This window comes from Mycobacterium helveticum, assembly GCF_007714205.1.
GTDB classification, from domain to species: Bacteria; Actinomycetota; Actinomycetes; order Mycobacteriales; family Mycobacteriaceae; genus Mycobacterium; species Mycobacterium helveticum.
The window spans coordinates 48,986-59,630 of the sequence record NZ_VMQU01000016.1 but is presented as its reverse complement, the minus strand read 5'-3'; the positions used below and the strand labels follow the sequence as shown (position 1 = coordinate 59,630).

Annotated in this window: 14 protein-coding genes; 5 read left to right on the top strand and 9 right to left on the bottom strand. The window is 69.2% G+C overall.

Annotated elements, in window-relative coordinates; all coding sequences use genetic code 11:
• The coding region (locus FPZ47_RS06090) for an Rv1157c family protein (protein WP_486813344.1) at window positions 1–405 on the top strand (405 nt) is incomplete at its 5' end.
• 62 nt (window positions 406–467) lie between these two features.
• Here the strand turns inward: FPZ47_RS06090 and FPZ47_RS06085 are convergent.
• Window positions 468–614 (bottom strand): DUF1059 domain-containing protein, encoded by a 147-nt coding sequence (locus FPZ47_RS06085; RefSeq protein ID WP_069419838.1) that lies wholly within the window; start codon window positions 612–614, stop codon window positions 468–470.
• A gap of 28 nt (window positions 615–642) precedes the next feature.
• On the bottom strand, window positions 643–1,215 hold the full coding sequence (locus FPZ47_RS06080) for an HhH-GPD-type base excision DNA repair protein (RefSeq protein ID WP_144949550.1): 573 nt from the start codon (window positions 1,213–1,215) through the stop codon (window positions 643–645).
• A 111-nt stretch (window positions 1,216–1,326) separates the two neighbouring features.
• Here FPZ47_RS06080 and FPZ47_RS06075 point away from each other — a divergent pair, with 111 nt between their 5' ends.
• Window positions 1,327–1,860: a nuclear transport factor 2 family protein gene (locus FPZ47_RS06075; RefSeq protein WP_144949553.1), complete on the top strand. Its 534-nt coding sequence runs from the start codon at window positions 1,327–1,329 to the stop codon at window positions 1,858–1,860.
• 173 nt (window positions 1,861–2,033) lie between these two features.
• Here the strand turns inward: FPZ47_RS06075 and FPZ47_RS06070 are convergent, their stop codons facing one another.
• A complete protein-coding gene (locus FPZ47_RS06070) occupies window positions 2,034–2,249 on the bottom strand; it encodes a DUF5302 domain-containing protein (RefSeq protein WP_144949556.1) in 216 nt (71 codons plus the stop codon).
• A 27-nt stretch (window positions 2,250–2,276) separates the two neighbouring features.
• Complete coding sequence (locus tag FPZ47_RS06065) at window positions 2,277–2,720, bottom strand: PPOX class F420-dependent oxidoreductase (RefSeq protein WP_144949559.1); 444 nt, start codon at window positions 2,718–2,720, stop codon at window positions 2,277–2,279.
• A gap of 46 nt (window positions 2,721–2,766) precedes the next feature.
• Here FPZ47_RS06065 and FPZ47_RS06060 point away from each other — a divergent pair, with 46 nt between their 5' ends.
• A complete protein-coding gene (locus FPZ47_RS06060; RefSeq protein ID WP_144949667.1) occupies window positions 2,767–3,288 on the top strand; it encodes a DUF1697 domain-containing protein in 522 nt (173 codons plus the stop codon).
• On the opposite strand, the gene FPZ47_RS06055 is transcribed toward FPZ47_RS06060, so the two are convergent.
• On the bottom strand, window positions 3,289–3,669 hold the full coding sequence (locus FPZ47_RS06055) for an Rv1152 family transcriptional regulator (protein ID WP_144949562.1): 381 nt from the start codon (window positions 3,667–3,669) through the stop codon (window positions 3,289–3,291).
• A gap of 37 nt (window positions 3,670–3,706) precedes the next feature.
• Between FPZ47_RS06055 and FPZ47_RS06050 the strand changes: the two genes are divergently transcribed.
• Window positions 3,707–4,420 (top strand): NAD-dependent deacylase, encoded by a 714-nt coding sequence (locus FPZ47_RS06050; RefSeq protein WP_144949565.1) that lies wholly within the window; start codon window positions 3,707–3,709, stop codon window positions 4,418–4,420.
• Window positions 4,421–5,085: 665 nt separating this feature from the next.
• On the opposite strand, the gene FPZ47_RS06045 is transcribed toward FPZ47_RS06050, so the two are convergent.
• Window positions 5,086–5,736 carry a class I SAM-dependent methyltransferase gene (locus FPZ47_RS06045; RefSeq protein ID WP_144949568.1) on the bottom strand — a complete coding sequence of 217 codons (651 nt, stop codon included), beginning with the start codon at window positions 5,734–5,736 and terminating at the stop codon, window positions 5,086–5,088.
• A 33-nt stretch (window positions 5,737–5,769) separates the two neighbouring features.
• Window positions 5,770–8,097: an MMPL family transporter gene (locus tag FPZ47_RS06040; protein WP_144949571.1), complete on the bottom strand. Its 2,328-nt coding sequence runs from the start codon at window positions 8,095–8,097 to the stop codon at window positions 5,770–5,772.
• A 343-nt stretch (window positions 8,098–8,440) separates the two neighbouring features.
• Here FPZ47_RS06040 and FPZ47_RS30185 point away from each other — a divergent pair, with 343 nt between their 5' ends.
• Window positions 8,441–8,572: a hypothetical protein gene (locus FPZ47_RS30185; protein ID WP_144949574.1), complete on the top strand. Its 132-nt coding sequence runs from the start codon at window positions 8,441–8,443 to the stop codon at window positions 8,570–8,572.
• Window positions 8,573–8,722: 150 nt separating this feature from the next.
• Here FPZ47_RS30185 and FPZ47_RS06030 read toward each other — a convergent pair whose 3' ends face one another.
• Together FPZ47_RS06030 and FPZ47_RS06025 are read right to left on the bottom strand one after the other, a co-directional pair.
• On the bottom strand, window positions 8,723–9,487 hold the full coding sequence (locus tag FPZ47_RS06030; RefSeq protein WP_144949577.1) for a 3-hydroxyacyl-CoA dehydrogenase: 765 nt from the start codon (window positions 9,485–9,487) through the stop codon (window positions 8,723–8,725).
• Window positions 9,488–9,551: 64 nt separating this feature from the next.
• Window positions 9,552–10,643: a CaiB/BaiF CoA transferase family protein gene (locus FPZ47_RS06025; protein ID WP_144949580.1), complete on the bottom strand. Its 1,092-nt coding sequence runs from the start codon at window positions 10,641–10,643 to the stop codon at window positions 9,552–9,554.
• Window positions 10,644–10,645 lie beyond the last annotated feature (2 nt).

Below are 10,645 nucleotides of genomic sequence, written 5' to 3'. Positions count from 1 at the left end.
CCGCCCACCCAAGACTTCATCTATCCCTCGATCGGCACCAATTGCCTTGCCGACGGCGGCAACTCGATCGCGACCGCACTGTCGGTGGCGGGTCCGGCCAAGATTCCGGCGCCGGGCCCGGGCCCGGGCCAGACCGCCTACGTGTTCACCGCGGTCGGCACGCCCGGTCCGGCCGAGGTGCAGAAGCTCCCGTTGAACGTCACCTGGGTGAACCTGACGACCGGCAAGTCCGGGAGCGTCACGCTCAAGCCCCGCTCGGACATCAACCCGGAGGGGCCGACGACACTGACCGGAATCGCCGACACGGGCTCGGGCAGCGTCATGTCGACGATCTTCGGGCAGGTCACCACCACGGAAAAGCAGTGCCAGTTCATGCCCACGATCGGCTCAACGGTGGTGCCGTAGCGCCCGGTCCGTGCAGACGCGCCGACCGGCGTGTCCCCGCGACGGGGCACGCCGGTCGCTCGTCAGTACGCCATGAACAAGATGGCGTCGCGGTCGTACTCCAGCCCCGGGTGGACCGCGGCGAGGTGGGCCTGGGTCAGTTCGACCAGCTCGTCCTCATCCTTGCCGACGATGGCCTCTCCACACGGACACGTTATGTGTGTCTTCACGATGCCGCCTTTCTGTGCTGCTCACCGGTTACTTTGCCGCCTTGGCCGCGGCTTTCATCTGCTTCTTGTGCGAGCGCACCTGCCCGAGCGAACGCGCGTCGACGATGTCGGCGACCGAGATGTGCGTGCCGGGCCGGCCGAAGTCGCCCGCCGCTTCGCGCCAGCGCGGCGGTGTCACCCCGTACTGCTTGCCGAGCAGCGCCAGAAAGATCTGCGCCTTCTGCTCGCCGAAACCGGGCAGGCCCTTGAGCCGACGCAGCAGTTCGTGCCCGTCGGGATCCCCGCTGCGCCACAAACCGGCGGCGTCCCCGTCGTAGCGGTCCACGACGATCTGCGCCAACGCCTGGACGCGTTTGGCCATGGATCCCGGAAACCGGTGTATCGCGGGCCTTTCCGAACACAACGCGGCGAACTTCTCCGGGTCGTAGTCGGCGATCTCGGCGGCGTCGAAGCCACCCATCCGGTCGGCGATCTTCTGCGGCCCCGCGAACGCGGTCTCCATCGGCACCTGCTGGTCGAGCAGCATGCCGACCAGCAGCGCGAACGGGTTCTCGGCCAGTAGCTTGTCGGCCTCAGGATCTTGAGCGAGCCAAACCTTCAATGTCGACGACCTTCCTCCCGCTGAACACCCTAAGACCGATGGCCGATTGTTGAGACACTACCCACGAGAACGGCTCTAACGACCAGCCCATAACCACCGAGTTATCGTGGCGTGGTGGTGGACGAGGCCAGACTGGCACTGATGCTGGCCCGAGACGAACTGCATCAGCTCGTCACTGCCTATTGCCGGGCCGTCGACCGCGCTGATTATGAAACGCTTCGGAGCCTGTACCACCCCGACGCGACCGACTCTCACGGCTCGTTCTCGACGGGCGGCGTCGAACAGTTCATCGAACAACTACAGGCGGCGGAACCCTACCTGCGTGTCTCCCAACACAACATCACCACAACGAACTTCGTGATCGAGGGGGACACGGGCAGCGGTGAGATCTACTGCCTGGTGTTTCACACCTTCGCCGGTCCCAAACACGACATCGACGTCATCATCGGCGGTCGGTACCTGGACAAATACACCAAACACGACGGCCGCTGGAAGTTCACCCAACGCACCATCGTGGCGGACTGGGCATACCAAAACGACCCGTCCCGAGTGAACTTCGGACACCCCAGCACCCGAGGAAGCCTGCGCGGCAAACCAGGCCAAGACGACCCTTCCATCAGCCTGTTCACCCCACCCCAAGGCTGAACCGTCTCAATTCGTGCTGGTCGCGAAGTACACCACTGAGAAGAGCGAGAGGATTCTCGTCCGGCAGCGCGTCGGCTGCCGGATCACCGCAGGCGCCACCGACAACGCAGCCGTGGTTGCGGCTCATGCCCATTCAGTGGCTCTCGGTGGCTCTCGGTGGCTCTCAGCCGCTCTCAGCCGCTCTTGCGGCGGAACTCCCGGCGGTTCTCGACCGGCCCGTGCGTCCGCGGCCGCTTGCCGCCGCCGTCTTTGTGGGCGGAGCCGCCCGGCCCCTTGGCCATCTTGCGGTCGAGGGCTTCGCGGAACTTGCGCTTGTTCTCGTCCTCGGAGTCTTCCGACGCCGCACCCGTGGGTGACTTTTCTTCTCGCGAAGAGCTCGACTCAGCCATACCGGCAGCTTAGCCCCGACGGCGCGGCTAACGCCTGCCCGGCGGCATGCCGTAGAGATGGGAGATCGGCAGCGTCAGCACGACCCGCCGGTCGGTGACCATCGCCTGCCGGTACTCCTCCCAGTCCGGGTGTTCCCCGGCGATGTTGCGGTACAAGGCAATCAGGGCCTCGACGGTGTCGTCGTCGGGCGCGGCGGCCGGGGGCGTCAGTTCCGCGGTGCCCTCGGCGACGGCATACGACCAGCCGTCGTCGGCGTCGACCAGCAGCGACGCCCGCGGATCGCGGCGCAGGTTGCGGGTCTTGGCCCGCGGCTCGGTGATCGACACCCGCAACACCACTTCCCGCGGATCGAAGTGATACTGCACGTTGGACAGCTGGGGGCGTCCGTCCCGTTTGATCGTGGCCAGCACCCCGATGGAGTTCCCACCGATCACGGCCAGCAATTTGTCGTCGAAGACCTGACGTCCCATGACGAAAGACTACGTCGCGGGCACGCGGTGCTGGTTGTATGGGGCCGTGCCCCGCTACGCGGCCTTCCTGCGCGGCGTCAACGTCGGCGGCGTCAACCTCACGATGGCCGAGGTGGCCGCCGCGTTGACCGACGCCGGATTCACCGGCGTACGCACCCTCCTGGCCAGCGGCAACGTGCTGCTGGACGCGCCGGACGACGCGGCCGTCGTGCGGCGCAAGGCCGAGGCCGCCCTGCGCGCGAGGTTCGGCTACGACGCCTGGGTGCTGGCCTACGACGTCGCCGCGGTGCGCGCCGTCGTCGACGCCTACCCCTTCGAGCGCGAGGCCGACGGGTGTCAGTCCTACGTCACGTTCGTCGCCGACGAGGCGGTGCTCGACGAGCTGGCGGCGCTGGGCGAACGCGCCGGCCCGGGCGAGAAGATCGCCCGAGGTATCGGTGTCATCTACTGGCAGGTCCCCAAGGGCTCCACCCTGGACAGCGCCATCGGCAAGACGATGGGCAAGACGCGGTACAAGTCGTCGACCACCACCCGCAACCTGCGCACGCTGACGAAAGTGGTGCGGTAGCTAGCGTGCTTCGCGGTCCTCGGGCACGGCCTCGATGTAGCGCAGCGCCTCGGCCTTGCCCAGACCCAGCCCCCGGGCGACTTGGACGTACTCCCGCGCCGCGGCCGCCATCGCCGCGTCCGTCGGGTCGTAGCGGGCGATGAAAGTGCCGAGGCGGCCGCGGGTTTCGACGACCGCCGCGCTCTCCAGCTCGCGGTAGGCGCGGGCCACCGTGTTGACCGCCACGCCGAGTTGGCCGGCCAGCTCGCGGACGGTCGGCAGGCGGGTACCCGGCGGCAGCGCACCTTCCCGGACGCCGTCGATCACCTGCGTCCTGAGCTGGTCGAACAGGGGCTTGCGCCCCTTGGCGGCGTCGACCCGCAACCAGTCAGCCAGCTCCACGCGCCCAGTATCCACCCCCGCCGACTATCTTGGTGGCATGCGCGTAACGGTGCTCAGCGGCGCGGGGATCTCCGCGGAGAGCGGCGTGCCCACCTTCCGCGACGACAAGAACGGCCTGTGGGCCCGCTTCGACCCCTACGAGCTGTCCAGCACCCAGGGTTGGCGCGACCACCCCGAGCGGGTCTGGGGCTGGTATTTGTGGCGCCACCATCTGGTGGCCAACGTCGCGCCCAACGCCGGACACCGCGCCATCGCCGCGTGGCAGGACTGCGCCGAGGTCAGTGTCGTCACCCAGAACGTCGACGACCTGCACGAGCGGGCCGGCAGCACCGCGGTGCACCATCTGCACGGAAGCCTCTTCGAATTCCGCTGTGCCCATTGCGGAATCGCCTATACCGGCGCAGTGCCGGAAATGACCGAACCGGCGCTGGAGGTCGAACCTCCGGTGTGCCACTGCGGCGGTCTGATCAGACCGGACATCGTGTGGTTCGGTGAGCAGCTGCCCGACGCGCCCTGGCGGCGCGCCGTCGAGGCCACCGAGACCGCCGACGTGCTGGTGGTGGTGGGGACCTCCGCCGTCGTCTACCCGGCGGCCGGGCTGGCCGACTTGGCGCTGGCGCGCGGCGCCGCCGTCGTCGAGGTCAATCCCGAGGTCACCCCGCTGTCCGGCAGCGCGACGATCAGCATCCGCGAAACCGCGAGCCAGGCGCTGCCCGAACTGCTGCAGCGACTGCCCGCCCTGCTGGGTTAGCCACCCCGCCCGCTTCTTCTCGGGCGCCGGCGCGGCGGCCCAGTGTAGCCGTCATGGACGAGCCGTTCATCGGCAGCGAAGCGGTCAACGCCGTAATCCTGCGACCGCACCAGCTGCGGTCGCGTTTCCGCGCGGTGTTTCCCGACGTCTACGTGCCCCGCGATCGTCAGCAGTTCACGCTGCGGCAACGGGCGGTGGCGGCCTGGCTGTGGTCGCACCGACGGGGCGTGCTCGCCGGCACCACCGCGGCGGCGTGGCACGGATCGAAGTGGGCGGACGACCGCCTGCCCATCGCGTTGATCTGGCCGAACGCCCGGGCGCCACGCGGCATCAAGACCCACGACATACGCCTTGCCGCAGGGGAATTCGACGTCGTCGCGGGCCTTCCGGTAACCACGCCGCAACGGACCGCGTTCGACATCGGGCGCGCCAGACCGATGGGGACGGCGATCGCACGTCTGGATGCGCTCCTGCGGGCCACCGACGTCACGGTTCCCAAGGTCTCCGAGCAGCATCGACTCGACCGGCGGCAATACGCCTGGGACATCCGCCGCGCTGGAATTCCGGGCAGCGAGCCTGCGCTGACCGCACCGAGCCTGCGCACCGAACGCAATTCGGCCACCAAAGCCGCGCTGAGCGCAGGCTCGGCGACAAGAAATAGGGTGTCAGGGCCGGCGTGCCCTGCCCAACGCCAGCTCCGACACCGGCAACGGCGCCCAGGCCGGCAACGTGTCCTCCCGCCGGGAGGTGTCCACCTCGAATCCGGCCGCGACGATCTCGCGCTCGGTATCGCGATGGGTGTGGCAGTTGCCGAACAGCCGCGGCCACACCGTCGCGTCGGCGAGGCGCTGCAGCCGCCCCCGCATGCCGCCGCTGGCCACGTGCTCGAGGTAGCGCAGCTCGCCACCCGGCCGCAGCAGCGAGTACAGGCGTCCCAGCACGTCGGCGGGGTCTGCCACCGAGCACAACACGAGCGAGCACACGACCGCGTCGAACGCCTCACCGTCGCCGAAGGCCTCCACGGTGTCGCCGTGCACCACGACCCGAACCGGTACCACGTCGGCCGCGGCGCGGGCCTGGACGGTCAGCCGCTGCTCGGGCTCCACGGCGACCACCTCGTCGACCGACGCCGGGTAGTGCGGAAAGTTCGTCCCGATGCCCGCGCCGACTTCCAACACCCGGCCTCTCAGGCCCGCCAGGTTCTCCCGGCGGAGCGCCTTTATCGCCTCGACCTCGTGGGCGGCGATGTAGGGCCAGATCCGCGCGAAGAACGGGTTGTCGACCGCTGACCCCGCTGCTGCCCCCATGCGCGTCATCCTTTCGCACCACGAATACCGACGATCGCCACGCTAACCGATACGGGTCACCGGCTGCGTGATCGGGCCGCGTCGCACGGCTTCGTCGGTTGGCCCCGCGCCGGCCCCTTCGCTGATCCCGAAGCGCTCGTGCAGGCGGGCCAGCGGCCCGGGCGCCCACCAGTTCCACCGCCCCATCACATGCATGAACGCCGGCACGAGGACCATCCGCACCAGCGTGGCGTCCGCGAACACGGCCAGGGTCAGGCCGAGCCCGAACATCCGCATGAACGACACGTGGGCCGCGATCAGGGCCGCGAACGACATCGACATCACCAGCGCGGCGGCGGTGATCACCCGCCCGGTGCGGGCCACCCCGAGCGCCACGCTTTCGTCGTTGGCCTCGTGGGCCTCGGCCGGGCTCATCGCCTCGGCCGGCCGGGCGGCCCCGGACGCCACCCAGTACTCGCGGATCCGGGCCATCAGGAACACCTCGTAATCCATGGACAGGCCGAACGCGATGCAGAAGAGCAACACCGGCATGTTCGCCACCAGCGTCCCGCTCGGCGTGGTTCCCAGGGCACCCAGATGGCCGTCCTGGAAGATCCAGACCAGCGCGCCGAAGGCCGCGCTCAACGACAGCACGTTGCACATCAGCGCCTTGACGGGCAGCACCACGCTGCCGGTGAGCAGGAACAGCAGCACGAAGGTGACGGCGGCCATCAACCCCAGCACCAGCGGAAGCCGGTTCGTCACCGCGTCGACGCTATCGCGGTTGATCTGGGCGGCCCCGGCCATCTCGACGGGTCGGCCGGCGGGACCGCTGACCTGATGCAAACGCCGGAGTTGGGTGTCGGAGGCCTGGGTGAACAGCGGGACGCTGCTGTTCACGGTCAAAAGGGCGCTGCCGTCGGCCACCCCGGTCGCCGGGCCGGGCGGGCCCACCCGGTTGCCCGCCACGAACGTCCCGCCCGGCGCCGACACCCCCGAGACGTCGGGAACCCGCGACAGGGCGGCGGCGTACTCGTCGAGAGCCACGGGGCTCAGCCCACGGGTGTCCGGGACGACCACGGGCACCGAAGTCGCCGAGTCGTGGGCGAAATCGTGGCGCAACCGGTCCCCGACCTGATGCGCCGACGCCGAGCGCGGCAGCACCCGGTCGTCCGGGAAGCCCCATTTCACGCCGACGAACGGCAGGCCGAGCAGCACCAGCACCGCGATGACGGCCAGTCCGATCGGCGCCCAGTACCGCATCACGAACTTGCTGGACCGGTACCAGAACAGCTGCTCGACCGGCTTGTGCGCCGGGGCGGCGCCCCCCTTTCCCGTGGGCGGGATCCGCCGTAGCAGCGCGCGCACGTCCAGCGCGTCCAGGCGCGGACCCAGCAGCGCGATCGCGGCCGGGGTGATCAGGATCGACGACGTGGCCACGAACGCCACGGTCGCCACCCCGGCGTAGGCGAACGACTTCAGGAAGTACATCGGAAATGCCACCGTCGCCGACATCGACAACGCGACGGTGACCGCGGAGAACAGCACCGTGCGGCCGGACGTGGCCATGGTCCGGATCAGCGCCTCGTCCCGGTCGCTGCCCTCGGCCAGCTCGTCGCGGTACCGGCTGACGATCAGCAGCGTGTAGTCGATGGCCAGCGCCAGGCCCAGCGCCGTGCTCAGGTTGAGCGCGAAGATGGACACCTCCGTGGTGAAGGTGACGAGCCGCAACACCGACATGGAGCCGACGACGGCCAGCGCGCCCAGGGCCATCGGCAACGCCGCGGCCAGCAACCCGCCGAACACCCAGACCAGCACCAGGAAACTCAGCGGGAGTGCGATCATCTCCATCACCAGGAGGTCGTCCTGGTTCTGCTTGTTGATCTCGGCGTACTCCATCGCCGACCCGCCGGCTCGGACCGTGACGCCGTCGCGGTCATGGACGAACTCGTCGGCCAGCTTCTGGGCGTTCGTCTGAACGTAGTTTTCGCCGCCTTTGAGGTTCACCACGATCAACCCGGACCTGCCGTCGGTGCTGATCATGTCGGCGGCGGACTGCGGGGGCGCGGTCCAGGCCGAGGACACGTTGTACACCAGAGGTGAGCGTTGCAGATCCCCGACGAGGCCCGTGGCGACCCGGCGCGCCTGCTCGCTGCGTGCGCCCGCGGGGGCCGTCACCAGGATCAGCATCTTCTGACCGCTCTGCCCGAACTTGGCGGTCAGGACCTTGATCGCGCGTGCCGACTCCGCGCCCGGGTCCTGGAAGCCCCCGGGCGACAGGCTCTTGGCGACGGGGATGCCGAAGACGGCCGCGGCCACGAAAACCAATAGCGCCGCCCCGAGGATCCGGCGCGGCGCGGCAATGGACAGTCGTGCGATTCGTTGCAGCATTCGGCGTTCTCCCCCAGCCGGTCGCGTGCGCCCACCCCGATGAGCGTTAGTTGCTTCCGCCCAAGTTACAGGTGTCGAACAACGCTGTTCGCAAAATGAACGGATCGGGGGAACGGATGAGGGGAACGGATGAGGGGGGAACGGATGAGGGCCGGGCAGGGTTCAACGCCGTTTCACACCGGGGCGGCGCTAAGAGTCCGGCCAGAAAACCGGGCGGCGACCAAGCCGCTCAGCGGCACCATCGCGTGTGCGACGCGGGGCTAACCTACCCGCCGGTAAATTGCCACCAATTTCCGAATCGCAACTCAAAGAATCCTTAAGGGTGGGCCATACGCTCAGTGTCATGTGGATCGACGACTCGAGGGCCGACGTCATCAAAGCTGACTTCGAAGCTCTCTACCATGGCGACATGCTGGTGGAAGGCGAGACCTCGGAGCAGTTCGAGGACTGGCAACCCCTCCCTACGGCAAGCTGACCGCGATGAGTGTGCTCGCACGGCTCCTGATGGCCGAACCTGCAATCACCCGGTGGTTCCGTAGATAGACCTGGAGTCCGTTTCCGGGTCGGCCCCCCGCGCTGCGGGGGGCTTTCGTTTTCCCGGCGACCCGAGGTTTCGCGGCGCGCGTCAGCGCGGCGCCATGCGGATGGCGCCGTCCAACCGGATGACCTCGCCGTTCAGCATCGGGTTCTCGATGATGTGCACCGCCAGCGCGCCGTACTCGTCGGGGTGCCCCAGGCGCGACGGGTGCGGCACCTGCTTGCCCAGCGACTCGCGGGCCGCTTCCGGCAGGCCCGCCAGCAGCGGCGTGTCGAACAGACCGGGGGCGATGGTGACCACCCGGATGAGGTGGCCGGCCAGATCGCGCGCGATCGGCAACGTCATGCCCACCACGCCGCCCTTGGACGCCGAGTAGGCGGCCTGGCCGATCTGCCCGTCGAACGCCGCCACCGATGCGGTGTTCACGATGACCCCGCGCTCCTGGGTGTCCGGGGGGCCGACGGGCTCGGTCTTGGCGATCCGCTCGGCGGCCAGCCGCAGCACGTTGAAGCTCCCGACCAGGTTGATGTCGACGATCTTGCGGAACGCGTCCAGCGGGAAGACGCCGTCCTTGCCCAGCACCCGAAGGGCGTTGCCGGTGCCGGCGCAGTTGACCACGATGCGCAGCGGGCCCATCGCCTCGGCGATGTCCAGCGCGCTGGCGACGGCGGCCTCGTCGGTGACGTCGGCCGGCGCGAAACGCGCCCGCTCGCCGAGTTCGCGCACCACGTCCTCGCCCCGCAGGTCCAGCACCACCACCTGCGCTCCGGCGTCCAGCAGGCGTCGGGTGGTGGCCAGGCCCAGGCCCGAGGCCCCGCCGGTGACGACGGCGACGGCGTCCTTGATCTCCATGCGAATCCTTCCGTGTATCCCGGCGGTATCCCGGCGGTTGGCCCACCAACTTGTTGGTCGGGGACTATACCCAGTCCTTCAGAACGGCCTCCGCGTCGGCCACCGGCGCGGCCGCGCGCGGCGTCTCGGGCGCGGTGCGCGAGAACCGCGGCGCCGGTAGGGGCTGCAGGCCCCCGTTGACCTCGTAGAACGTGTCGCGCTCGGTGATGTGCGGTTCGGTCTGTACCTCGCCGAACGCCAGCACCGGCGTCACGCAGGCGTCGGACTCGGCGAACACCTTCGCCCAGTGGTCGCGGTCGTGGGCGGCGAACGTCTGGGTCAGCACCGCCCGCAGCTCCGGCCAGCGGCTGACGTCGTTCTGCCCGGGCAGATCCGCACCCTCGAGACCCAGCCCCGTCAGCAGGGCGGCGTAGAACTGGGGCTCGATGGCCCCGACGGCGACGTAGCGTCCGTCGGCGCACTCGTAGGTGTCGTAGTAGGGCGCGCCGCCGTCGAGCAGGTTGGTGCCGCGCGCGTCCGACCACATCCCGGAGGCACGCATCTGCCACATCATCTGGACGAGCACGCTCGAGCCGTCGACCATCGCGGCGTCGATCACCTGGCCCTTGCCGGAGCTCTGCCGCTCCCACAACGCCGACAGGATGCCAACCAGCAGAAACATCGAGCCGCCGCCGAAGTCGCCGACCAGGTTCAGCGGCGGCACCGGCCGCTCGCCGGTCCGGCCGATGGCGTGCAGGATGCCGTTGAGCGAGATGTAGTTGATGTCGTGTCCGGCCCGTTGGCTGCGCGGGCCGGTTTGCCCCCACCCCGTCATCCGGGCGTAGATGAGCCGGTCGTTGACCTCGGCGCACCGCTCGGGCCCCAGCCCGAGGCGCTCGGTCACGCCGGGGCGGTAGCCCTCGATGAGGACGTCGGCCTTCGCGACGAGCCTGAGCACGAGGTCGCGTCCCGCGTCGGACTTCAGGTCCGCGGTCACCACGCGCCGGTTGCGCATCATGGCGTCCTTTGCGACACCGCCGGGACCGGACCCGTCCCTTGGGGGGCGGTCGATGCGCACCACGTCGGCCCCCAGGTCCCCCAGGATCATCGCCGCGTGGGGGCCGGGCCCGATGCCGGCCAACTCGACGACACGCAATCCACTCAGCGGTCCAGCCACGA

What these genes read in the sequence shown, in the direction of transcription:
- FPZ47_RS06065 (WP_144949559.1), bottom strand. Translation starts at nt 2,720, where the DNA reads ATGGGACGTCAGGTCTTCGACGACAAATTGCTGGCCGTGATCGGTGGG.
- FPZ47_RS30185 (WP_144949574.1), top strand. Translation starts at nt 8,441, where the DNA reads ATGTGGATCGACGACTCGAGGGCCGACGTCATCAAAGCTGACTTCGAA.
- FPZ47_RS06030 (WP_144949577.1), bottom strand. Translation starts at nt 9,487, where the DNA reads ATGGAGATCAAGGACGCCGTCGCCGTCGTCACCGGCGGGGCCTCGGGC.
- FPZ47_RS06070 (WP_144949556.1), bottom strand. Translation starts at nt 2,249, where the DNA reads ATGGCTGAGTCGAGCTCTTCGCGAGAAGAAAAGTCACCCACGGGTGCG.
- FPZ47_RS06045 (WP_144949568.1), bottom strand. Translation starts at nt 5,736, where the DNA reads ATGACGCGCATGGGGGCAGCAGCGGGGTCAGCGGTCGACAACCCGTTC.
- FPZ47_RS06050 (WP_144949565.1), top strand. Translation starts at nt 3,707, where the DNA reads ATGCGCGTAACGGTGCTCAGCGGCGCGGGGATCTCCGCGGAGAGCGGC.
- FPZ47_RS06040 (WP_144949571.1), bottom strand. Translation starts at nt 8,097, where the DNA reads ATGCTGCAACGAATCGCACGACTGTCCATTGCCGCGCCGCGCCGGATC.